Annotated in this window: 28 protein-coding genes and 1 pseudogene; 22 read left to right on the top strand and 7 right to left on the bottom strand. The window is 68.2% G+C overall.

The features are described from left to right. Nucleotides 1-29: 29 nt before the first annotated feature. From JNUCC0626_RS23345 to JNUCC0626_RS23330, 4 genes are all read left to right on the top strand, one after another. The gene (locus tag JNUCC0626_RS23345; RefSeq protein WP_394621892.1) at nucleotides 30-1,232 is read left to right on the top strand and encodes a cytochrome P450; all 1,203 of its coding nucleotides are present in this window, start codon (nucleotides 30-32) and stop codon (nucleotides 1,230-1,232) included. Between the two features lie 13 nt (nucleotides 1,233-1,245). Then, a complete protein-coding gene (locus JNUCC0626_RS23340) occupies nucleotides 1,246-1,749 on the top strand; it encodes a GNAT family N-acetyltransferase (RefSeq protein ID WP_394621891.1) in 504 nt (167 codons plus the stop codon). Nucleotides 1,750-1,825: 76 nt separating this feature from the next. Continuing rightward, nucleotides 1,826-2,119, top strand: a complete 294-nt coding sequence (locus JNUCC0626_RS23335; protein WP_394621890.1) for a hypothetical protein — start codon at nucleotides 1,826-1,828, stop codon at nucleotides 2,117-2,119. Between the two features lie 10 nt (nucleotides 2,120-2,129). Next, on the top strand, nucleotides 2,130-3,155 hold the full coding sequence (locus JNUCC0626_RS23330) for a saccharopine dehydrogenase family protein (RefSeq protein WP_394621889.1): 1,026 nt from the start codon (nucleotides 2,130-2,132) through the stop codon (nucleotides 3,153-3,155). A 124-nt stretch (nucleotides 3,156-3,279) separates the two neighbouring features. Here JNUCC0626_RS23330 and JNUCC0626_RS23325 read toward each other — a convergent pair whose 3' ends face one another. Further along, complete coding sequence (locus JNUCC0626_RS23325; protein WP_394621888.1) at nucleotides 3,280-3,486, bottom strand: CsbD family protein; 207 nt, start codon at nucleotides 3,484-3,486, stop codon at nucleotides 3,280-3,282. A 187-nt stretch (nucleotides 3,487-3,673) separates the two neighbouring features. Between JNUCC0626_RS23325 and JNUCC0626_RS23320 the strand changes: the two genes are divergently transcribed. The 9 genes from JNUCC0626_RS23320 to JNUCC0626_RS23280 are packed head-to-tail and all read left to right on the top strand — an operon-like array spanning nucleotide 3,674 to nucleotide 7,475. Then, nucleotides 3,674-4,231: an RNA polymerase sigma factor gene (locus JNUCC0626_RS23320; protein WP_394621887.1), complete on the top strand. Its 558-nt coding sequence runs from the start codon at nucleotides 3,674-3,676 to the stop codon at nucleotides 4,229-4,231. Then, a complete protein-coding gene (locus JNUCC0626_RS23315) occupies nucleotides 4,222-4,764 on the top strand; it encodes an Asp23/Gls24 family envelope stress response protein (protein ID WP_382439643.1) in 543 nt (180 codons plus the stop codon). The genes JNUCC0626_RS23320 and JNUCC0626_RS23315 overlap by 10 nt, the downstream gene beginning before the upstream one ends. Nucleotides 4,765-4,768: 4 nt before the next feature. Further along, nucleotides 4,769-5,116 (top strand): Asp23/Gls24 family envelope stress response protein, encoded by a 348-nt coding sequence (locus JNUCC0626_RS23310; RefSeq protein ID WP_394621886.1) that lies wholly within the window; start codon nucleotides 4,769-4,771, stop codon nucleotides 5,114-5,116. Next, nucleotides 5,110-5,403, top strand: coding sequence for a hypothetical protein (locus tag JNUCC0626_RS23305; protein WP_394621885.1), 294 nt, complete (start codon nucleotides 5,110-5,112; stop codon nucleotides 5,401-5,403). The genes JNUCC0626_RS23310 and JNUCC0626_RS23305 overlap by 7 nt, the downstream gene beginning before the upstream one ends. A 57-nt stretch (nucleotides 5,404-5,460) precedes the next feature. Next, nucleotides 5,461-5,904 carry an Asp23/Gls24 family envelope stress response protein gene (locus JNUCC0626_RS23300; RefSeq protein ID WP_394621884.1) on the top strand — a complete coding sequence of 148 codons (444 nt, stop codon included), beginning with the start codon at nucleotides 5,461-5,463 and terminating at the stop codon, nucleotides 5,902-5,904. Between the two features lie 11 nt (nucleotides 5,905-5,915). Next, entirely contained in the window at nucleotides 5,916-6,092 is a 177-nt protein-coding gene (locus JNUCC0626_RS23295) for a hypothetical protein (RefSeq protein WP_089922533.1), read from the top strand. 2 nt (nucleotides 6,093-6,094) lie between these two features. Beyond that, nucleotides 6,095-6,424 (top strand): Asp23/Gls24 family envelope stress response protein, encoded by a 330-nt coding sequence (locus tag JNUCC0626_RS23290; protein WP_394621883.1) that lies wholly within the window; start codon nucleotides 6,095-6,097, stop codon nucleotides 6,422-6,424. Next, nucleotides 6,421-6,939, top strand: coding sequence for a DUF6286 domain-containing protein (locus JNUCC0626_RS23285; protein ID WP_394621882.1), 519 nt, complete (start codon nucleotides 6,421-6,423; stop codon nucleotides 6,937-6,939). The genes JNUCC0626_RS23290 and JNUCC0626_RS23285 overlap by 4 nt, the downstream gene beginning before the upstream one ends. After that, nucleotides 6,936-7,475: an alkaline shock response membrane anchor protein AmaP gene (locus JNUCC0626_RS23280; RefSeq protein WP_394621881.1), complete on the top strand. Its 540-nt coding sequence runs from the start codon at nucleotides 6,936-6,938 to the stop codon at nucleotides 7,473-7,475. Before JNUCC0626_RS23285 ends, JNUCC0626_RS23280 begins: the two co-directional genes overlap by 4 nt. 69 nt (nucleotides 7,476-7,544) lie before the next feature. Here the strand turns inward: JNUCC0626_RS23280 and lipA are convergent, their stop codons facing one another. From lipA to JNUCC0626_RS23265, 3 genes are all read right to left on the bottom strand, one after another. Further along, the gene (gene lipA / locus JNUCC0626_RS23275; protein WP_394621880.1) at nucleotides 7,545-8,546 is read right to left on the bottom strand and encodes a lipoyl synthase; all 1,002 of its coding nucleotides are present in this window, start codon (nucleotides 8,544-8,546) and stop codon (nucleotides 7,545-7,547) included. Nucleotides 8,547-8,643: 97 nt separating this feature from the next. Continuing rightward, nucleotides 8,644-9,534 (bottom strand): oxidoreductase, encoded by an 891-nt coding sequence (locus JNUCC0626_RS23270; RefSeq protein ID WP_394621879.1) that lies wholly within the window; start codon nucleotides 9,532-9,534, stop codon nucleotides 8,644-8,646. Further along, entirely contained in the window at nucleotides 9,531-9,839 is a 309-nt protein-coding gene (locus JNUCC0626_RS23265) for a hypothetical protein (RefSeq protein WP_394621878.1), read from the bottom strand. The genes JNUCC0626_RS23270 and JNUCC0626_RS23265 overlap by 4 nt, the downstream gene beginning before the upstream one ends. A gap of 89 nt (nucleotides 9,840-9,928) precedes the next feature. Here JNUCC0626_RS23265 and JNUCC0626_RS23260 point away from each other — a divergent pair, with 89 nt between their 5' ends. The 3 genes from JNUCC0626_RS23260 (at nucleotide 9,929) to JNUCC0626_RS23250 (ending at nucleotide 12,161) form a co-directional block, all read left to right on the top strand. Continuing rightward, a complete protein-coding gene (locus tag JNUCC0626_RS23260; protein WP_394621877.1) occupies nucleotides 9,929-10,519 on the top strand; it encodes a TetR/AcrR family transcriptional regulator in 591 nt (196 codons plus the stop codon). Nucleotides 10,520-10,585: 66 nt separating this feature from the next. After that, nucleotides 10,586-11,269 carry an SDR family NAD(P)-dependent oxidoreductase gene (locus JNUCC0626_RS23255; protein ID WP_394621876.1) on the top strand — a complete coding sequence of 228 codons (684 nt, stop codon included), beginning with the start codon at nucleotides 10,586-10,588 and terminating at the stop codon, nucleotides 11,267-11,269. A gap of 286 nt (nucleotides 11,270-11,555) precedes the next feature. Further along, entirely contained in the window at nucleotides 11,556-12,161 is a 606-nt protein-coding gene (locus tag JNUCC0626_RS23250) for a response regulator transcription factor (RefSeq protein WP_093600134.1), read from the top strand. Between the two features lie 50 nt (nucleotides 12,162-12,211). On the opposite strand, the gene JNUCC0626_RS23245 is transcribed toward JNUCC0626_RS23250, so the two are convergent. Then, on the bottom strand, nucleotides 12,212-13,174 hold the full coding sequence (locus JNUCC0626_RS23245; RefSeq protein WP_394621875.1) for a sensor histidine kinase: 963 nt from the start codon (nucleotides 13,172-13,174) through the stop codon (nucleotides 12,212-12,214). A gap of 544 nt (nucleotides 13,175-13,718) precedes the next feature. Here JNUCC0626_RS23245 and JNUCC0626_RS23240 point away from each other — a divergent pair. The 3 genes and pseudogenes from JNUCC0626_RS23240 (at nucleotide 13,719) to ilvN (ending at nucleotide 16,527) form a co-directional block, all read left to right on the top strand. Next, nucleotides 13,719-14,534, top strand: a complete 816-nt coding sequence (locus JNUCC0626_RS23240; protein WP_030474542.1) for an AfsR/SARP family transcriptional regulator — start codon at nucleotides 13,719-13,721, stop codon at nucleotides 14,532-14,534. A gap of 8 nt (nucleotides 14,535-14,542) precedes the next feature. Further along, nucleotides 14,543-16,261, top strand: a pseudogene (locus tag JNUCC0626_RS23235) (acetolactate synthase large subunit); the annotation flags it as partial. After that, on the top strand, nucleotides 16,261-16,527 hold the full coding sequence (gene ilvN / locus JNUCC0626_RS23230) for an acetolactate synthase small subunit (RefSeq protein ID WP_394621874.1): 267 nt from the start codon (nucleotides 16,261-16,263) through the stop codon (nucleotides 16,525-16,527). The pseudogene JNUCC0626_RS23235 and the gene ilvN, both read left to right, overlap by 1 nt. 98 nt (nucleotides 16,528-16,625) lie before the next feature. Here the strand turns inward: ilvN and JNUCC0626_RS23225 are convergent, their stop codons facing one another. Then, a complete protein-coding gene (locus tag JNUCC0626_RS23225) occupies nucleotides 16,626-17,108 on the bottom strand; it encodes an SRPBCC domain-containing protein (RefSeq protein WP_051768599.1) in 483 nt (160 codons plus the stop codon). Between the two features lie 160 nt (nucleotides 17,109-17,268). On the opposite strand from JNUCC0626_RS23225, the gene JNUCC0626_RS23220 reads away from it, so the two are divergent. The 3 genes from JNUCC0626_RS23220 to JNUCC0626_RS23210 all read left to right on the top strand — a co-directional run bounded on the left by JNUCC0626_RS23220 (nucleotide 17,269) and on the right by JNUCC0626_RS23210 (nucleotide 20,792). Further along, nucleotides 17,269-17,694 carry a nuclear transport factor 2 family protein gene (locus tag JNUCC0626_RS23220; protein ID WP_036013177.1) on the top strand — a complete coding sequence of 142 codons (426 nt, stop codon included), beginning with the start codon at nucleotides 17,269-17,271 and terminating at the stop codon, nucleotides 17,692-17,694. Between the two features lie 23 nt (nucleotides 17,695-17,717). Further along, entirely contained in the window at nucleotides 17,718-18,797 is a 1,080-nt protein-coding gene (locus JNUCC0626_RS23215; RefSeq protein ID WP_394621873.1) for an acyl-CoA dehydrogenase family protein, read from the top strand. 246 nt (nucleotides 18,798-19,043) lie between these two features. Next, nucleotides 19,044-20,792, top strand: coding sequence for an MFS transporter (locus JNUCC0626_RS23210; protein WP_394621872.1), 1,749 nt, complete (start codon nucleotides 19,044-19,046; stop codon nucleotides 20,790-20,792). Nucleotides 20,793-20,997: 205 nt separating this feature from the next. On the opposite strand, the gene JNUCC0626_RS23205 is transcribed toward JNUCC0626_RS23210, so the two are convergent. After that, nucleotides 20,998-21,471 (bottom strand): hypothetical protein, encoded by a 474-nt coding sequence (locus JNUCC0626_RS23205; RefSeq protein ID WP_394621871.1) that lies wholly within the window; start codon nucleotides 21,469-21,471, stop codon nucleotides 20,998-21,000. Nucleotides 21,472-21,520 lie beyond the last annotated feature (49 nt).

Below are 21,520 nucleotides of genomic sequence, written 5' to 3'. Positions count from 1 at the left end.
GTCGAACCCAAACGGAGGCGAAGACCTGTATGTCGAACTTGTTGGTCGGCGGCGAATTGCGCGCGCGTGAGCACCATCGGGTTGAGGACTGCGCACGTGAAGAAGGGCCGTTGCACGTTGTGACGTTGCCCAACGGTGTGGAGATGCAGGTCGTCACGGTTGGGTTGGAGCTCACCCGGCAGTTGCTGACCGATCAGCGGCTGTCCAAGGACAGCGCGGCGTTGCAGCGGGAGATCAAGCGGCAGCTCGCGGCTTTGGGGAGCACGCAGGAGAACCTTGCTGGGCTATTCGGGCCGAGCATGCTCAACAGTGACAACCCGCAGCACGCTCGGTTGCGGGCGCTTGCGGTGAAGGCGTTCAACGGCAAGGCGGTGCAGCAGTTGGCGCCGCGCATCGAGGAGATCACCGGTGAGTTGGTCGAGCGGCTGCCGGTGGGCGAGGAGATCGATCTCGTCAAGGAGCTCGCGGTGCCGATGCCCATGCACGTCATCGGCGAGGTGCTCGGGGTGCCGGCGGAGGATCAGGCGCGCGTTCGCTTGTTGATCGAGACGATGATGTCGATGGAGCCCGAGGTGTCGCAGCCCGCCAGCGACGAGTTGGGCGGGTACTTCCACGGGCTGCTCACGGGCAACGACCTGGATCCGCGGTCGTTGTTCGGTGCGTTGGCCACGGCTGCTGACGACGACGGCGACCACTTGAGCCACGACGAGTTGATGGCTATGGCGTTCCTTCTTGTCGTGGCGGGGCATGAGACGTCGGCGAGCCTCATTGCGAACGTGGTGCACGACGCGTTGGACAACGGGCTGTGGGCGAAGGCGGGGGCGGACCCCGCGTTGGTGCCGCAGCTCGTGGAGGAGACGTTGCGGCACAACTCGCCGGTGCGCAGCGCCACGCATCGGATCACCACTGAGCCGGTCGAGATCGGCGGAGTCGTGGTGCCTGCCGACACGCTGTTGCTCATCAACCTCGGCTCCGCCGGACGGTGCCCGCGCGCGCACGCTGACGCTGCCGAGTACCGGCTCGATCGTGAGACGACCGGGCACGCGACGTTCGGGCACGGGCCGCACTTCTGTCTGGGGTCGGGGCTTGCCCGGCTGGAGACGGAGACCGTCGTCCGGCATCTGGCGGCTCGCTTTCCGGGGACCACCTACGCCGGCGTCGAGCAGCCTGCGGTGACGCACAACGACATCATGGCCAGCCTTAAATCGCTTCCGGTCGTGTTGCGGCGCTGACACGCTGGGGTGTGTGGAGATCGTTCATGGGGGACCTGGCGACGTCGACGACGCCGCGATGATCTGGGCGCATGCCGTCGCTCTGCGCGACGGGTATGACGAGGTGCCGACGCTCGCGGAGGCTCGGCCCGGGGTGGAGAACGCTCTCATCGACGAGCGGTCGTTCCTGCTGCTCGCGGTGGAAGAGGGGCGTGCGGTGGGGTTCGTGGCCGGCGGTCCACATGAGACGGACGGGGTGCGCCGCGCGTTCCTCAACTACGTCGGGGTGCACCCGGACGCTCAGGGGCGGGGTGTCGGCGAGGCGTTGCTGCGGGAGCTGCCGGACGCATTGATCAAGAACGGATACGAGACGGTCGAGCTGCTCGTCTTCGTCGACAACGTTCCCGGGGTGCGTTTGTACGAACGCCTCGGATGGATCAAGGTCGGCGACCCTGTGCCGCATCCTCGCCACGGCCGTGTGGAGCAGCGGTACGCGTTTTCGCCCGCATCGCGGGAACTGGGGCGCGAGAGCGTTTAGCTGGGGATTAGGGGATCAACCCCAATGCGTCTGACCAGGGCTATCCCAAAGTCCATTTGAGACGTAACTTTTGCTCATGTCAGTGCGCACGTTCGCCGTCGTGGTCGGTCTCGCGTTCCTGCTCGGCGGGGGAGCGATCCTGGGGGTGATGCTGGCCATCGAGTCTCCGAGCGGGTCGCTGATCCCGTGCGGCAACAGCCTCGGCCTCGGGTTCGACGAGACCGGGGTCTCCGCCATCGGTCCGGCCTATGTGGACGTGTGCGCCGACCTGAAGCAGCGCCGGCTGCTCTGGGGGCTGCCCGTGTTCGGGGTGGGCGTGCTGCTGCTGATCGGCTCTTTGGTCGGTTCCCGCGGGGCTACTCGCCGGTAAGGTGCGCGGCATGACGTGGATGGTCTACGGCGCCAACGGCTACACGGGACGTCTCATCGCCGAACTCGCGGTCAAGCGCGGGGAGCGGCCGGTCCTCGCCGGGCGTTCGTACGAGAAGGTCGAGCCCATCGCCGCCGCGCTCGGACTCGAGTGCCGGGCGTTCGACCTCGGCGAGGCGCGGACGCACCTCGAGGACGTCGACGCCGTCGTGCACTGCGCGGGACCGTTCGCGCACACGTCCACCGCGATGGTCGACGCCTGCCTGAAGACCCGCACCCACTACCTCGACATCACCGGCGAGATCGACGTCTTCGAGTCCGTCGCGCTGAGGGACGTCGACGCGCGCAAGGCGGGCGTCGTGCTGCTGCCGGGCGCCGGGTTCGACGTCGTCCCCACAGACTGCGTCGCCGCGATCCTGAAGAACGCGCTGCCGTCCGCGACCCACCTCGACCTGGCGTTCGTCGTCGGGGGAGGGGCGAGCGCGGGCACGACCAAGACGTCCGTCGAGGCCGCCGCCGTGGGCGGGCGCATCCGCGTGAACGGCGACCTGAGGAGCGTCCGCATCGGCCATCGCCGCCGCACCGCGTACTTCCGGTCGGGGCCGCGCGAGGTCGGCAGCATCCCGTGGGGCGACGTGAGCACCGCCTACCGGTCGACCGGCATCCCGAACATCACGACCTTCACCACCGTGCCGGGCGTGCTCGGCCAGTTGCAGCAGGTGTTCGCGCCGGTGTTGCAGACGCCGCTCGTGCAGAACGTCGCCAAGTCCGTCGCCGGCAAGGTCAAGGGCCCCGACGAGCGCAAGCGCGCCAACACCAGGGCCGAGGTCTTCGGCGAGGCGTGGGACGCGCAGACGAAGGTCGAGTGCGCGATCACCACCCCGAACGCCTACAGCCTCACCGCCGACTCCGTGCTCCGCGCCATCGCCAAGATCAACGGTGTGGCGCCCGGAGCGCACACCCCGTCGAGCGCGTTCGGCGCCGACTTCGTGCGCGAACTCGACGGCGTCGTCGCGAGCGAGGTCCGCTTCACGTGAGTTAGAGGCTCTAACAGTCGTGAGTGTCGCGATGGTTAGAGGGTCTAGCGGTTGTGACAGTGAGAGCCTCTAACCCGTGGCGGGTTAGAGGCTCTCACTGTTGTGACGCCCTGACGGGCGATGCTCACTTCTTGAGGTGCTTCGCGACGCTGTCGACGACTCCGCCGACGGCGTCCTTCACCTTTTCCACGCCGTCCTTGACGGCCGCCTTCGCCTGGTCGGCGCGGCCCTCGTTGGCGAGCTCCTGGTTGCCGGTGGCCTCGCCCGCGGTCTCCTTGACCTTGCCGCCGAGGTCTTCCGCCTTGTTGCCGATCTTGTCCGACAGCGACATCGCGTCCTCCTGAAGCCTGAGTTCGTCTGACGCTTGTTCGATACCCCGTCCCGCCACTTCGTCACGCCACCGTCGGGTGAAAACCGGGTGAGGGTCGTCACGGGTGGGAAATCGACAAACCGCGTGACGTTCCGCGATCGAACGTGTCCTTCGGGCGACCAAGCAAAAAGTGGGCGGGGGTGTGCGCATGAGCGTGGCTGAGGCGGCCGCACTCGACGATGCCACGCTGGTGGCAAGGTCCCGTGACGGCGACATGAGGGCGTATGAGCAGCTCGTGCGGCGTTATCAGGGTCCGATGTACCGGCTGGCGTTGCGCATCGTGGGCAGCAAGGGCGACGCCGAGGACGCGGTGCAGGACGTGTTCCTGACCGCGTGGCGTCGGCTCGGGCAGCTCAACGACGACGGGGCGTTCCTCGGCTGGCTCTACCGCACCACCACCAACCAGTGCCTGAACGTGCTGCGCAAGCGCAAACCGCACGCCGACACCGAGCTCGACGAGCACGAGTCGCCGGCGCCGCGGACTCGGCCCGACCGCGCGGTGGAGGTGAACGCGCAGCTCGACGCGCTGCAGGCCGCACTGCGCGGGCTCACTCCCGAGCAACGGGCGTGCTGGGTGCTGCGCGAGGTCCACGGCCGGTCCTACGACGAGATCGCCGAGGCGATCGGCACGACCCAGCAGTCGGTGCGCGGCAGGCTCGCGCGGGCACGGGCACAACTCGCGGAGGTGATGGCGCCGTGGCGGTGACGTCCGACTACGTCCTGCCGTGCGGGCGGGACGTCGAAGAAGTCTGGGAGGCGATCGATCTCTCGGACGAGCACACGCGGTCGTGTCCGCACTGCGCGGCCGTGCGGGAGAGCCTGCTGGTGCTGCGCGCGGCGACCGACGAGATGGCACGCGAAGAGGTCGAGCCACCGTTCGACCTGGTCAGCCGGGTGATGTCGGCGGTGCGGGCGGACGTGCGGCGCTCGGACGTCGTGCCGCTGCCCGGTGATGGGCTCGCTCGGATCAGCACGCGCGCGGTCGCGGCCGTGCTGCGGTACGCGGCGGACGGCGTCGACGGCGTGCGGGCACGGGGGTGCCGCGTCGTGGAGGCGCCGGAGTCGACGGGACTGGACCCGGTGATCGAGGTGGAGCTGAGCATCGCGATCACGGCGTCCCTCGTCACGCACGCGGCGTACGAGGAGGTGCGGCGCCGGGTGCTGGCCGCGGCCTCCGCCCGGATCGGTGTGCGGCTCGCCCGCCTGGACCTCGTCGTGGCCGACGTTCTCGAAGGATGAGCTAGTGATCGAAGCAGTCGTGTCCGCTTCGGCGGTGGCGGCGGTCGCGGTGCACGCGGCCGAGACAGTCGCGGGCGTGCGGGTGCAGCCCGGGATGGCGGGCCTGGTGAGTTCGGTGGTGCGCGCGGCGCGGCAGCAGATCAAGGGACTGCAGCCCGCGCCGGTGGAAGGCGTGCGGGTGCGATGGACCGGTGCCGTCGCACAGCTGGAGGTGGACGTGGTGATCTCCGGGATGGACCAGGCCGCGGCTGTGGCCCGTGCGGTGCAACGGTCCGTGTGCGCGCTCGTGCCGGAACTGACCGGTGTCGAGGTGGAGTCCGTGGTGGTCACGGTGGTGGACGTCGCATGGTGATCGTGACGGAGTTGTTGAAGGCGCTGGAGAAGATCGACGGACTGCGGCCGTCGGTGCCGGAACCCGCGCGGTCGTGGATCTCCTGGGACGTCGACACGTTGGCCGTCGACGTCGAGGACGAACTGGTGTGCGTCCGGGTCGTCGCCACCCGCCTGCCGCTGGCGCTCGACGAGGCCGGTGCGGCTCTGCGGTCAGTTCTGCTTGGCACGCAATGGGAAAACGCGGTCGTGCGCATCGTTGTGACCGATGTGGACAAACGTGCGCTTGATCACCTGAACGGGTCGTGACGTTTCCGGCACCACCCGTGTCGAACTGATGTGAACACCTTGAAGGAAGGGAACGCCATGAGCACGCAGGCTGTGGAGAAGGTCAACGTCGCGAACGGGAAGCTGGTGACCGACAAGGGTTCCACCACCATCGCGGACGTCGTGGTGCAGAAGGTCGCGGGCCTCGCCGCGCGGGAGATCCGCGGCGTGCACGCCCTCGGCGGCGGCGCGACGCGGGCGCTCAGCGCACTGCGCGACCGCATCCCCGGCGCCACCGCGAGCGCGGGCCAGGGCGTGTCGGTCGAGGTCGGCGAGAAGCAGGCCGCCGTCGACCTGGAGCTCGTCGTCGAGTACGGCGTGCCGATCGCGGACCTCGCGAAGTCCGTGCGCACCAACGTGATCACCGCGATCGAGCAGATCACCGGCCTTGAGGTCGTCGAGGTCAACATCAACGTCAACGACGTGCACATCCCGAGCGACAACGAGGGCGAAGAGAAGCCCGAACCCGCGCGCGTGCAGTGAGGGGAAACGCCATGAGCACCACCGCACTGGGCCTGCTGACCGGGCTCGCGCTCGGCCTGGCCGCCGCGTTCGGGGGCTTCAGCGCGTTCCTGCTCGTGCTCGTCTTCGGCGCACTCGGCCTCATCGCGGGCCGGGTCGCCGAGGGCAAGCTCGACCTCGCGCAACTCCTGGGCAGGGACAGGGACTGACGATGACCACGCTCACCGCACAACAGAGTCCCGAACAACCGGGTCTGACCACCGTCGCGGACCGCGCGGTGGGCCGCATCGCCGCACGGGCCGCCGTGGAGGTGCCGGACGTGCTCGACTGCACCGTCACCGCACGGGTCACCGGGGGAGTGGCCACCCTCGACGCCCGCCTCGACCTGCGCTACCCCGCGCCGGTCGCGTCCACGGCCGCAAGCGTTCGCGCGCACCTGGTGGCACGGGTCGCCGCCCTCACGGGCCTGCGCGTCTCCGTGGTGGACGTGTCCGTCGGCGTGCTGCGCTCGGACACCCCGCAGGTGAGGAGGGTGCAGTGACCCGCCGCTCCCGCCGGGCCCTCCCGGCCACGCTCACCTCGCTGGTGCTGCTCGCGGCGTCGGTGCTGGTCGCGGTGACCGCCGTCCAACTGGCGCTCGGCGAACCGCCGTGGCTGCCCTACGACTCCCTGGTCGACCGGCTGCACAGCACGCCCTGGTCAGCCAGGGAGGTGGCCGTGGCGGGCGGGGTCGCCGCGGCCATCGGACTCCTGCTGCTCCTCGTCGCGGTCGTGCCCGGACGCCCGCGCACCGCAGCACTGGACCAGCACACCGCCGTGTCGGTGCGCGGCCTGCGCAACGCCCTGCGCTCGGCCGCGGTCGTCGACGGCGTCGAATCCGCGGCCGTGAAGGTGCGCCGCCGTCGGGTCCGCACGGTGGTGCGCACCCGTCGCGCCGTGGTCGACGGTCTGGACGACGCCGTCCGCACGGCAGTGGAAAGCCGGGTCGGAGAGTTCGCCCTCGCCCGGCCACCGCAGGTCGTGGTGCGGGTCAAGGCACTCAGGAGCGCGCGATGAACCGATTCCTGCTCGGCCTGCTGGGCCTGGTCCTGCTGCTCGCGGGTGCCGCCGCACTGGTCGTGAACCTCGACCTGGTGCACTGGGTCGACCGCTCCGACCCGGTGGTGCCCGGCACCGCACTGCCACCCACCTGGGTGCTGTGGGTCGTCGCGGCCGGCGCCGTCGTGATCGCCCTGATCTGCCTGCGCTGGCTCACCGCCCAGGTTCCGCGCCGCAAGGTGACGGCGTGGCGCTGGGCCGACGAGGCGGGCGCCACCCGCCTCTCCACCGCGACGGCCACCGCGCCGTTCGCCGACGAAGTCACCGCGTACCCCGGCGTGCGCAAGGTCGAGGCCACCTTGACCGGCCCGCACACCGCCCCGCGCCTGGCCCTCGTCGTCCGCGCCCACGGCGACGCCGATCTGCGGGGGATCCGCCGCCGCATCGACGACGAGGGCCTGCCACGTCTGCGCGAAGCCCTCGACGCACCCGACCTGCACGCCGACGTCGAGTTCCGGATGTCGACGACGAAGGCCGAAGCGCGAGTGCGCTGATATATCGGTCAACGCAAAACAGCTGGTCACCCTCGCAAGGGTGACCAGCTGTCGCGTTGGTTAGAGGTTCTAACGCGGGGCCAGCAGGCTCGTGATCTCCTGGGACGCCGAGACCGTCAGCAGGTGCTGGAGGTTCTCCGGGAGCTCCTCGCCGCGCTTCTGCTTCGCCTGCGCGTAGAGGCGGCCGGCGCGGTACGAGGAACGGACCAGCGGGCCCGCCATGACCCCGAGGAAACCGATCTCCTCGGCCGTCTCCTTGTGCTGCACGAACTCCTCGGGCTTCACCCAGCGCTCGACCGGGTGGTGCCGCGGCGACGGGCGCAGGTACTGGGTGATGGTGATGATGTCGCAGCCCGCGTCGTAGAGGTCGGAGAGCGCCTCCGTGACCTCTTCGGGGGTCTCACCCATGCCGAGGATCAGGTTCGACTTGGTGACCAGGCCGAACTCGCGGGCCTTGGTGATCACCTCGAGCGAACGCTCGTAGCGGAACGCCGGGCGGATGCGCTTGAAGATCCGCGGGACGGTCTCCAGGTTGTGCGCGAGCACCTCGGGACGGGACTCGAACACCTCGGCCAACTGCTCCGGGACCGCGTTGAAGTCCGGGATCAGCAGCTCGACGCCCGTGCCCGGGTTCATCTCGTGGATCTGGCGGACCGTCTCGGCGTACAGCCACGCGCCGCCGTCGGCGAGGTCGTCACGGGCGACACCCGTGACCGTGGAGTAGCGCAGCCCCATCGCCTGGACGGACTCGGCGACGCGGCGCGGTTCGTCGCGGTCGAGGTCGGCGGGCTTGCCCGTGTCGATCTGGCAGAAGTCGCAGCGCCGCGTGCACTGCTCGCCGCCGATCAGGAACGTGGCCTCGCGGTCTTCCCAGCACTCGTAGATGTTGGGACAGCCCGCTTCCTCGCAGACCGTGTGCAGACCTTCGCGTTTGACGAGGCCCTTGAGCTCCCGGTACTCGGGGCCCATCTTGGCCCGAGTCTTGATCCACGAGGGCTTCTTCTCGATCGGGGTCTGGCTGTTGCGGACTTCGAGCCGCAGCAGCTTTCGACCCTCAGGTACCACAGTCACGTCCCCACCCTACGCTGCGCACTCAAGTGTCCGGGGTCACGCATGCGCAGGTCAGGGTAAGTGTCCAGAACTGGCTTCCGCTCGAACGCGGACAAGCCTACGGAAGGTCTGGAGCGATTCCGGTCAGCTTGATCGTGAGCTCCCAGAGGCGGTTCGCGGCCAGGTCGTCACGGGCCGCGGCGGTCATCCCCGACGTGGCGGGGTAGCCCCACAGGCTGTTGAACCCGCCGGGACCGTAGTACGCGCCGCCGTGGGCGTCGGGCGACGTCGCGGCGAAGAGCTGCGGCAACGTCCCCATCTCGACGGACTGGGAGAACAGACCGAAGAACTTGCTGCCGGCCCGCATCACGGCGGACTTGTGCGCGTCGGCCATGTTGTTGGCCAGGTCGGTGGCCGTCATGCCGGGGTGCGCCGCGACGGACGTCACGTCCGGCGAACGGCGTTGCAGCTCGCGCATGAACAAGAGGTTGGCCAGCTTGGACTGGCTGTACGCACCACGGGCGCTGTACGAACGACGCTCCCAGTTCGGGTCGTCGAGGTTCATGCGGCCGTACTGGTGCATCAACGACGACACGGTGACAACGCGCGCGTCGGGGCTCCGTCGCAGCACGGGGAGCAGCAGGAACGTCAGCGCGGCGTGCCCGAGGTGATTGGTGCCGAACTGACGCTCGAAGCCGTCGGCGGTCCGGCCGTTCGGGACGGCCATGATGCCCGCGTTGTTGACGAGGACGTCGAGCTTCTCGACCTTTCCTGCGGCGGCGCGCACGGACGCGAGATCGGCGAGGTCGAGTTCGAGCACCTCAGCCGAGCCGGGCACGGACAGACGTGCGGCATCACCGCGTTGGACCGAACGACAACCCATCAGCACGTGGGCCCCCTTGGCTGCGAGCACCTGGGCGGTGCGCAGGCCGAGACCGGAGTTGGCGCCCGTCACGAGGACGGTGCGGCCGGTCTGGTCGGGGATGTCGGCTTCGGTCCAACGACTCATGGGGTCATTCCTACCGCCCGGTAACTGCCGAGCGATAGGTGTGTGTCCAGCACCGCTCGCAACACGGGCTCCTCGGCGGCGAGTTCGGCGGTGATGCGGCCCTCGTCGACGTGGCCCTCCAGTGACGCGTTCTCCATGCGTGCGGTCAGCTTGTTCTGCCAGCGGTGGTCGAGCGCCAGCAGCAGTTCGTGCAGCGAGCCGAAGACGTCCGGATCCACGATCAGCGGCGCGGACGGGTCGCGGCGGGCGTCGCGCAGGACGGCGTCGATCGCGTCACGGCGGCGGTAGTGGTCTGCCCAGCCCATGTCTCGTACCCCCGGTTTCTCGCATACCCTCGGTATGACACGACCATACCACCGGTACGTACCGTCGGTATGTGAGATACGTTTCGGTCGTGCGAACACGACGTTCCGAGTACTCGGAGTCGACCAGGCAGGCGCTCGTGGACAGCGCCGTCGACCTCTTCACCAAACGCGGCTACGCCGGCACCTCGCTCGACGAGGTCGTCAAGCGCGCCCGCGTGACGAAAGGCGCGCTCTACCACCACTTCAGTGGCAAGCAGGCGTTGTTCGAAGCGGCGTTCGCACAGGTCGAGACCAAGTCGATCACGTCGCTGACCGCCCTGATCACGGCCGACGGCGACGCCTGGGAGACCGCCGTCGCGGGCCTGCGCGCGTACGTCCGCAAGTGCCTGGAACCCGAATACCAGCGGATCATCGTCCACGAGGCGCCGGTGGTGATGGGCTGGGAACGCTGGCGTGAAGCGGAGGAGCAGTTCAGCTTCGGCCTTCTCCGCACGGCCGTGCAGTTGCTCGTCGACGCCGGCGAGATCGAGGAGGCGCCGGTGGAGATCATGGCGCGGCTGCTGTTCGGAGCACTGTCCGCAGGCGCGAGCACCATCGCCAGTTCGTCCGATCCGAAGCGCACCGGGCGCGAGGTCGAACGCGCGATCCTGCGTGTTTTGGAGGGTTTGCGCAAGAAGTAGTCGAGTTCGGCCCTAGTGGCCGGGCGGAACGTCGATCACCACGCGGACAACGAGGTGGTCAGCATCATGATCGAACCTGTCAACACGCGCCTGGGACTCGACGGCAAGATCGCAGTGGTCACGTCGGGTACGCACGGGCTCGGTCTCGCCATCGCGAGCAAGCTCTGCGACAACGGCGCCCACGTCATCCTGACGACTTCCGATGGTGACAACGTCGACCTGGAGCGCGCCAAGACCGTGCTCGCCGGCAAGCCCGGCTCGGTGACCGTCACCCAGCTCAACATCCACGACGAGCACTCGGTGCGGTTGCTGCTCGACCAGGTCAAGCAGGAGCGCGGACAGCTCGACGTGTTCGTGCACCACGCGGTGTCACCGGACCTCACGCCGTTGCTGAACATCGTGGAGCCGCTCGCGAAGGCCTTGGTGGACGGTGGCCGCGTGGTCGTCGCCGGCTACACGGTCACCCCGGTGCACGGTGTGATCCGGACGCTCGCGCTGGAAATGGCGTGGTACCGGGTCGCCGTGAACGCCGTCGTCACCACCGTCGTGGACAACGGACCCATGAACATCGACCCGGACCTGGTGGACCGGCTCGCGATCAAGAGCCCCTCCGGTCGCGTCACGCTGCCGCAGGACATCGCGAACGCGGTTTCGTTGCTGTGCACCGACGAGGCGGCGTGGATTCAGGGTCAGGTGATCACCGTCGACGGTGGACTCGAACTGCTGGAGCGGTGGGGCGAGACGCGCTGAACGACGGCCTGAAGATCGGCTCTGTCGGTTGTTCGCACCCTGCCGCACGGATCGAATCGCTTGTACTGTTTTGTGCTCGTGTCGTCCTGGAGCCGCCCGGTCAGCGATTCGGTTCGTCAGCAATCTGTGAGCGAGTGGTGACCCCAAGTCATGCGCCGATTACCCTTACTAATTGCTCCTAGCGCATTCGGAGTAACGCTCACCGTAGCCGGACTCAATGCTTGTCCTGCATGGTCACCGAGTGTAAGACTCGAAATGGTGACCTGGGGGCAAGCAAGGGGGTCGGATGATCAGAGTGCTACTAGCCGAGGACGTGCAAATGGTCCGCGGTGCTTTGGTCGCCTTGTTGAATCTCGAACCGGATATTGAGGTCGTCGCATCGGTAGCAACAGGTGACGAAATCATCGCGGCGGTCGAGAAGAACAAACCGGACGTCGCGGTGCTCGACATCGACCTGCCCGGTATGGACGGTCTTTCCGCCGCCACGGTGATCCACGACACCGCTCCCGAGACGCGCACGCTCATTCTCACGAGCCTCGGTCGACCGGGAACTCTGCGGCGCGCGCTCAACGCACGCGTCAACGGGTTCATCCTCAAGGATGCTCCGGTTGGAGAACTCGCTGACGCCATTCGCGGCGTCTCAATTGGTCGGCGCGTGATCGACTCGCAGCTCGCGCTTTCCGCGTGGGACACCGACGAGTGCCCGCTGACGCCGCGTGAGCTCGAAGTGCTGCGGCTGGCGTCGGACGGCGCGGACGCGATGGAGATCGCGACGACGTTGTTCCTGTCGGTCGGGACGGTGCGCAACTACCTGACGGCGGCGACGGCCAAGCTCGACGCGCGCAACCGCGTCGACGCCGTCCGCATCGCCCGCAAGTCCGGCTGGTTCTGAGTCATCTGGTTGGTCGCCTGCGTCTGACCTGTGGGCTTTCATCTGGCGGGTCAGGACGCAGGGGCCGCCGGGATCGACGCGTGCACGTGGAACGAGCCGTCGCCGATGTGGCGGGCGCTGAACGTGCCGCCCGCCGCCTTGACGCGTTCGGCCTGGTTGCGGACGCCGTTGCAGTCCATCGAGAGCGCGCGGTCGGCGGCGCCGTCGTTGATGACGTCGAGCAGGATCGACGCGCCGCGCTGGTGCACGCCGATGGTGCAGGTGCTGGCGTCGCTGTGGCGCAGGACGTTGGTGACGGCCTCGCAGAGGACGGCGGCGAGGACGGTCTCGACGGGCTCCGGGAGCGGGTCGTGGGCCAGTTCGACGCGGACGTCGATGTTGGAGGCCGCCAGCATCGCCTTGGCCGAGTCCGACGTGTCCGCCAGCGACAACGGCCGGTAGGAGCGCGCCAGGGACCTCACGTCGGCCAGGGCGTGGTGGGTGATATCCAATATATCGGTGATGTGCTCCTGCATGAACTCCCAGCCGTGGTCCGGCCGGTCGGCGACGATGCGGTTCGCCAGTTCGCTCTTGAGCTTGATGGCGCTCAGGCTGTAGCCGAGCAGGTCGTGCAGGTCGCGGGCCACCCGGACGCGTTCGGCGGTCACGGCCGCGGTCGTGGTGACGACGACGTCGACGGCCGGTGGAGCGGCGGCGACGGGCTCAGGGGCCGCCGGCCAGTCGCGGTGGGTGGCGAAGCCGGTGGCGAGGCCCGCGAGCAGCAGGGCGGTGGCCGCGGTGGCCATCATCGCCTCACCGTGAACGGCCTGCGCGAGCCCGGTGGCGACCACCGTCGCGACGAAGACGGACCAGCCGAAAACAGGTCGCAGCACCAGCAGCGCGTTGCCCGCGACAAGGCCCGCGACACCCGCCCAGGAATGGCCGAAGAGGACGTACGGTAAGACCAGCAGGGCCGCTTGGGCTGCCAGCACGAGGTGGCGGCGGAGTGCGGTCAGATGCCTGAAATACGACACTTGCAGCAGGACAAGTACCGCTAAATCAATGACCGACACCGCCAATTCGGTGATCTCGCCGGCGAGAAGTAGAGCGCGGGTCAGGTCGGTCAGGCACACCGCTGCGAAGACCGCCACGATGATCGCGCGGTATCTCGGTATCGCAGGCGAAGCATTCACGTGCCCCCCAAGAGCAGCTGCTCCAGAGCAAAGTCTGACCGTCAACGCCGGTCAAACACCTCGCACGGCGCGCGCCCAGGCCGAATACTAGACAAGCGAGGGCAGTTCGGGACGGCAACTGTATCGGTTCAGAATGCGAATTCGCATTGACCGGCAGTGAACTGTCACGCCAATGGACGAGTATTTTTGAGTAACCGTCACAGCATGTGGTCGGACGATTACGGCACGGGACGGTTTGGGTTCGTTTGAGCATATGAATTTCTCACGCCGGGCGCAGTAGTTCGCCATCCGAGAGTCATGGCGGCATACGTGGCGTCCGATAGCCCGGCTCAGGTGAACTTGATGGCACGACCAAGTCGACCGCCGCTGAGCAGGGGAGGCTCCAATGGAGATCAAGGTTCTGGGACCGCTGGAGGCACGGGAGAACGGCGTTTCGATCGCACCGAGCGCGGTGAAGCCCAGGCAGGTGCTCTCGCTGCTCGGCCTTCAGGCCGGTCACGTCGTCACGGTCCCGACGTTGATCGAAGAGCTTTGGGGAATGACACCGCCACGCAGCGCTCTTACGACTTTGCAGACCTACGTGCTGCAGGTCCGCCGGCGCATCGAGGCGGCCATGCCGGGTGAGGGACCCGGTGTCGCGAAGAACGTTCTGGTGACCCGCTACGGCGGCTACATGCTGGACGTGCCGCCGGAGAGCGTCGACGTCCGCAGCTACGAGCGGCTCGCGAGTGCCGGTCAGCGCGCGTTCGAGATCGGCGACCTGGAATCCGCGAGCCGTCTGCTGCGCAGCGCCGCCGAGGTGTGGCGCGGGCCGGTGCTCGTCGACGTCCAGATCGGCGTGCGCCTCGGCATGGAGGTCACCCGTTTGCAGGAGAGCCGGCTCGGCGTGCTGGAGACGCGCATCGAGGCCGACCTCCAGCTGGGCAAGCACCAGTCGCTGCTGAGTGAGCTCTCGGTGCTCACCGCGCAGCACCCGATGCACGAGAACCTGTGCGCGCAGTACATGCTCGCGCTCTACCGGGCCGGTCGGCAGTGGAAGTCGCTGGAGGCCTACCAGTCCCTGCGCGACACGCTGATCGAGGAACTGGGGCTTGAGCCGTCCGAAAGGCTCCGTCAGTTGCAGCGCGCCATCCTGAGCTCTGAGCCGTCGCTCGACAAGCCGTTGTCGCCGCGCCAGCTGGAGCGCCAGCTCGCGGGCTGATCGAAGTTCGGGGAGCAACCGTGGACACCACCGGTGCAGGTGCGTTGATCAAGGCGCTTGAGGACGTCGGCTGCGAGGTGATCTTCGGAATGCCCGGCGGGGCCATCCTGCCCGCCTACGACCCGCTGTTCGACTCGAAGATCCGGCACGTCCTGGTGCGCCACGAGCAGGGCGCCGGGCACGCCGCCCAGGGGTACGCGCAGGCGACCGGACGGGTGGGCGTCTGCATGGCGACCTCGGGGCCGGGGGCGACGAACCTGGTCACGCCGCTCGCGGACGCCTACATGGACTCCGTGCCGATCGTCGCGATCACCGGTCAGGTGGCGAGGTCGGTGATCGGCACGGACGCCTTCCAGGAGGCGGACATCCGCAGCATCACGCTGCCGATCACCAAGCACAGCTACCAGGTGCACGACCCGGCCGACATCCCCCGCGTGATCGCCGAGGCGTTCCAGCTCGCGGCGAGCGGACGGCCGGGCCCGGTGCTGGTGGACCTGCCCAAGGACGTGCTGGCCACCGCCACCACCTACACCCCGACGAAGATCACCGCGCAGGCCCGCCCGGTGCTCTCCCCGGTGCAGATCCGCAACGCCGCCCAGCTGATCGGATCGTCGAAGCGGCCGGTGTTCTACATCGGCGGCGGCGTGATCCGCAGCGGTGCGGCGGGGGAACTGCAGAAGCTCGCGGAGAAGACCGGCATCCCGGTCGTCACCACGCTCATGGCCCGCGGCGCGTTCCCGGACTCGCACCCGCTGCACCTCGGCATGCCGGGCATGCACGGCACGGTGCCCGCCGTCGCCGCGTTGCAACGAGCCGACCTGCTGATCGCGCTCGGCACGCGGTTCGACGACCGCGTCACCGGCCTGCTGCCCGACTTCGCGCCGCACGCCGCGGTGATCCACGCCGACATCGACCCCGCCGAGATCTCCAAGAACCGCAAGGCGGACGTCGGCATCGTCGGCGACTGCCGCGACGTCATGGCCGCGCTCTCAGCGGTCATCACGCGGAAGACCGATCTCACGGACTGGTGGAACTACCTCGGCGGCCTGCTCACCACGTACCCGCTGGGCTACGACTGGCCGAGCGACGGCATGGTGGCGCCGCAGTACGTGATCGAACGGATCAGCAAGCTCACCGGTCCCGAGGCCATCTACGTCGCGGGCGTCGGCCAGCACCAGATGTGGGCCGCCCAGTACGTGAAGTACGAACGTCCCGGCTCGTTCCTCAACTCCGGTGGCGCGGGCACGATGGGGTTCGCGGTGCCGGCGGCGATGGGCGCGCAGACCGGTGCGCCCGGCCGCACGGTCTGGGCCATCGACGGCGACGGCTGCTTCCAGATGACCAACCAGGAACTCGCGACCTGCGCCGCCGAAGGCATCCCGATCAAGGTCGCGATCATCAACAACGGCAACCTCGGCATGGTCCGCCAGTGGCAGACCCTGTTCTACGAGGGCCGCTACTCCAACACCAGGCTCGGCACGCACAACCGCCACCCCGACTTCGTCAAGCTCGCCGACGCGCTCGGCTGCGTCGGGTTGCGCTGCGAGTCGAAGTCCGAAGTGGACGGAACGATCCTGGAGGCGATGGCGGTCCACGACCGGCCCGTGGTCGTCGACTTCGTGGTCGGGCAGGACGCCCAGGTCTGGCCGATGGTCGCGGCGGGCACCGGCAACGACGAGATCATGGCCGCGCGGGGCATCCGGCCCCTGTTCGACGAGGAAGTGTGATGACCAGACATTCGCTTTCCCTGTTGCTGCGGAACGTTCCGGGGGCGCTGGCACGGATCGTGGTGCTGTTCTCCAGCCGCGGCGTCGACGTCGAGTCGCTGAGCCTCGCCCCCGCCGAACGAGGCGACCTCTCCCGCCTCGACGTCGTGGTCGAGCTCCAGGACGGCCGCACGGTCAGCCAGCTGATCAAGCAGCTCGGCCGGATCGTCGACGTCAAGAACGTCGTCGACCGCACCCACGACGAAGCGCTCGAACTCGGCGCCTAGAACACACGAGAAAACGGCCGCCCCGGAGGCTTGGGGCGGCCGTTTTCGTTTGCCTGAACGGGATCCTGCAGGAATCAAACACAGTGCCCTGAGGTTCGTCAGGCAGCCTTCGGGATGTGCTTCTCGATCACGCGCGCGTACGTCTCGAGCGTCTCGCCCGGCGACGGTCCGTCGAGCGCCTTGTGGATGCCCTCGGCGATGTCGCCGTGGCGGTGCAGGTCCGCGTGCGTGAGCGTGACCTTCGTCGTCGTCGGGCCGACGACCTCGAAGTCCACCTTGATGAACGAGGCCTTCTCGTCGTCGAAGATCGGCTGCCAGTACGGGCCGACCCGCCACGTCATCACCAGGCGCTTCGGCGGATCCCACTCGGTGATGGTGCCCCAGGCGATCTCCTCGCCGTCCGCGCCGCGCTCGAAGTAGCGCCCGCCGACGAACGGTTCGATCGTGATGGCCTGCCGGTCCTTGACGAACACGTGCGACTCCGGCCACCACTCGATCGGCTTCGACGCGAAGATCGCGAACGCCTGCTCGATCGTCGCCTCGACCGTCACCGACTTGGCGACATCGGGAGTTGAGGCCATGTGGCCCTCCTCGCGCAATAGAAAGGGAGATGTCTCCCAGACCGTGCCGGTGCCGTCTCGACGCGACCTCAAACGGCGGTCGAACCAGGACGGCTCGACCGGATGTAAAGCGGCCGCACCCATATTCGCGGTAGCCAAACCGGCAGACCGAGGAGTTGTCGTGTCCCCTGTCAATGTTGCGGTCCACATCGAGGTCCAGACGTTCTACGCCCAGCAGATGCGGCTGCTCGACGCGTTGGACGTGGAGGGCTACGCCCAGACGTTCACCGAGGACGGGGTCACCGACCACGCCCACCGGAGCGAGAAGGTCGAGGGCCGGGCGGCCCTGATCGCCGGCGCCAGCGCCGCGTTGCCCCGCTACAAGGGCGTCGCCGTGCGGCACTGGAACGACCACTACCTGATCGAAGAGGTCGACGAGAACACGCTGAACGTCAGCTACGCCTCGCTCGTCACCCGCACGACCGCCGAGGGCGTCGTCAGCTTCGAGCCGACGTTCTCCATCGAGGACGTGCTCGTGCGCATCGACGGCAAGCTCTACACCAAGTCCCGCACGATCCACCGCGACCTTCCGGTCCAGGCCGCGTAATCGTTTCTCCAGGAGGTGACGAGGTGACTGCTCAAAACACCGGGCTGGCAGCGGCCGCGGAGAAGGTGAAGCTGATCGCCGCGGAACACGCGGCCGACGCCGACGCCACCCGCAAGCTGGCTCCCGAGGTCGTGGAGGCACTGCGCGACGCCGGGTTCGCGCGGCACTTCGTCGCAGCCGAACGCGGTGGTGCGGAAGGTTCCTTCGCCGAGTTGACCGAGGCCGTCTTCACCGTCGGGCAGGGCTGCGCGTCCACGTCGTGGTGCGCGTCGCTGTCCGCGTTGTCGTCGCGGTTCGCGGGACTTCTGCCGGTGGAGGGCCACGACGAGATCTGGGCGAACGGCCCGGACGCGTTCGTCGTGACCGGCCAGCCGCCCATGGGCAAGGGCACCGTCGTGGACGGTGGCCACCGGCTGAGCGGCCGCTGGCTCTACGTCAGCGGCGTGGACTTCGCCGACTGGGCGTTGCTGTGCGGCATGGTCGGCGACGAAGGCCGTTTCTTCGCGTTGCCGCGCAAGGACTTCACCGTCCTGGAGACGTGGGACAGCGTCGGCATGAAGGCCACCAGCAGTCATTCGGTCGTGGTGGACGACGTGTTCGTGCCGGCGCACCTCTCGTTCGACCGGGTGGATCTGCTCAAGGGCACCAGCTGGTCGCCGGTGCCGAGCCACAACGTCCCGTTCCAGGCGGTCGGCGGCCTCACGTTCGTCGCTCCGGCCGTCGGTGCGGCGATGGGGGCACTGGACGCGTGCATCGCGGTGCTGTCGGGGAAGAAGCAGTCCGTGACGAACGCGGTCGACCTGGTCCGCGCGTCGGGTCAGGTCGAGTCGGCGCGTCTGCTCGTGCAGCAGAACGCCCTGGTGCTCGACGAACGCGAGTTCACCCCGGCCGCGATGGCGCGCAACGAGCGCAACGTCGCCTACGTGGCCGAGGTCCTGGTCGACGCGGTGGGGGGCCTGGTGCGGGCCTCCGGCACCAGCGGACTCGCGGAAGGCGGTGCGCTGCAACGGTTCTGGCGTGACGTGGTGAGCTGTTCGAGCCACGTGGCGCTGCGGTACGAGACCGCGTCCGTGCGCACCTATCCGGCGTCGGTTCTCGGCTGACCCGGAATCGACAGGCCCTGGTGCCCACCTCCCCGGCACCAGGGCCTTCGGCATGCGCCCGAAACGCTCCGTCGCGACCTGACCGGGACTCAAGCGGAGGGGATCACCCTGAAGGTCATCGACCGGCAGTCGTTTTTCAGGCAGGAGGTGCGTCCTCGTTCCACTCGCAAGGCCTCAGGCCGCCCCGAGTAGTCCAGAGCCATCGCCTGTCGTGCGCAGCGAAACAAAGTCATCTGAGGAGAAATCGTGACCTCCACCAACACCAACCACGACCTGGAGTCGCCGTCGGCGACTGCCGGCGCGCAGGCGGCTCCGGTCGTTGACGCGCCGGCAGCGGCCGACCCGCGTCGCTGGATCGCGTTCATCATCATGACCGTCGCGACGTTCATGGACATGCTGGACGGCAGCATCGTCAACGTCGCGCTCCCCGCGATCCAGCACGGCATGGGCGCGAGCTTCGTGCAGCTGCAGTGGATCACCGCCGGCTACGTGTTCGCGTTCGCGTTGACACTGATCACCGGTGGCCGTCTCGGCGACATCTACGGCCGTCGCCGCATGTTCCAGCTCGGCGTGCTCGGCTTCGTCGTCACGTCGTTCCTGTGCGGTATCTCGGTCAACCCCGAGATGCTCGTCGCGTCCCGCCTCGCGCAGGGTCTCGCGGCCGGCCTGATGGTCCCGCAGGTCATGTCGATCATCCACGTCACCTTCCCCGACAAGGAGAAGGGCGCGGTCTTCGCCATCCAGGGCACCATCGGTGGTCTCGCGGCCACGATCGCACCGCTCGTCGGTGGTCTCCTGGTCGCCTGGAACGTCTTCGGGTGGGACTGGCGGACGATCTTCCTGGTCAACGTGCCGATCGGCATCATCGGCTACGTCCTGGGCTGGAAGTACATCAACGAGTCCAAGGCCCCGAGCCGCATCCGCCTCGACATCATCGGTGTCGTCCTGGCGACCGTCAGCCTCACGGCTCTGCTGTTCCCGCTGACCTTCGGCCGTGAGCTGCACTGGCCGGCGTGGGGCTTCGTGCTGATGGCCGCGTCCGTCGTGGGCTTCATCGGCTTCATCGCCTACGAGAAGGCCAAGCAGCGCAAGGACGGCATGCCCCTCGTGCCGCTGAACCTGTTCAAGTCCCGCAGCTTCTCCGCGGCCCTCGCGCTGATGCTGGGCATGTTCAGCTTCACCGGCATGTTCATGCTGGCGCTCTACCTGTACCTGCAGGAGGGCCTCGGCTTCTCGCCGCTGCGCACCGGCGTCACGCTGCTGGCGTTCTGCATCGGCGCCTTCATCACCGCCTCGGCCTCGGTCATCGCCCTGGTCCCGAAGTTCGGCCGCGCCGTCCTGCAGGCCGGTGCCGTCGTGATCGCCGTCGGTGTCGCCGTCCTGCTGGCCTCGGTCAGCCCGGACGTCACCAGCTGGGGCCTCGTCCCCGGCCTGCTCCTGATCGGTCTCGGTTTCGGTATGACCGCGACCCCGATCGCGCTGTTCGCCCTGCAGGAGGTGCCGCACGAGGACGCGGGCGCCGCCTCGGGCCTCATCAACACCAAGCAGCAGCTCGGCTTCGCGGTCGGCATCTCGGTCGTGACGCTGGCGTTCTTCTCCCCGCTGGCCTCCCACGGTGTGTCCAACACCGAGGCGCTGGCACCGCAGTTCCGCCAGGAGATCGTGGCGGCAGGTGTCGCGGACGCCCGCGCCACCGAGCTGACCGCGGCCTTCCAGAGCTGCGCCACCTCCACCTTCTCCGGTACGCCGGACGCGGCGGCGTGTGGCACGGTCCAGGCGGACCCGCAGGCCAAGGCGATCGCTGACAAGTTCTCGCACCAGGCAGCGGGTCAGTCCTTCACGGACGCGTTCAAGACCACGCTGTACGTCGGGTTCGGCTTCGCGGCGCTGGCTCTGCTGCTCGCTTCCTTCCTGCCTCGCTGGCTGAAGCAGGAGGAGTGGGGCGCTCCCGCCGAGGAGGGCGCTGAGGGGTCTGAGGAGACCGCCAAGGCGTAACCACCCTCGTTGGAATCCCTTGAGGCCCCAGGCGACTCGCCTGGGGCCTCAAGGCGTTTCAGGGCGCAGAACCGCAGGACGCAACCGCATTCGCCAACGCACCGAACGCAACCCACTCCGCTGGAAACAGGAATCCGCCCGGCAAAGCCGACCCGCAACCAAAAAGGCCCCCTCCCAACCAGGAAGGGGGCCACCAAGCTGAACCTCAGATGCGGAACGCCGCACCCTCGATGTCCACGGGCCCCTGCCAAGGAGTCCCGTCGTTCATGTTGATGTAGGTGTGCGCCTTCGTGCTGAACTTCTTCTTGTTGTTGCTCAACTTCCCCAGATGACTGGCGTTGATCGACCCGACCGGGTTCCCGTTCTCGTCCCGGTGCGCGTGGTGGGTGATCCAGAAGCTGAACTGCCCGTCCTTGCCCATCGTCCAGATCCCGCGACCCTCCAGCTGGTCGGGGTACCCGGGCTTGGTCTCGCAGTGCAGCTGGTAGTCGGCGGTGAAGTCGCAGAACAGCGGTGTGAGCAGCGGCGGTTCCTCGATGTGGATGGTCACGGTGAGGTCCCAGCGGCCGACGAGTGCCTTGTCGTAGTTGGGCTTCGCGGTGGCACCAGCGGCGGCGACGACGGGGGTGGCGAGCACGCAGGCGGCCACGACGGCGAGTGCCTTCTTGCGGAACTTCATGGGGTTTGCGCCTCCGGTGAGGTGGGCAGCGGACGCGCTGAGTGTTGTT

The sequence above is a fragment of the Lentzea sp. JNUCC 0626 genome, from assembly GCF_043632865.1.
In the GTDB taxonomy this organism is placed as follows: Bacteria; Actinomycetota; Actinomycetes; order Mycobacteriales; family Pseudonocardiaceae; genus Lentzea.
This window is presented reverse-complemented; position numbering and strand designations above follow the sequence as displayed.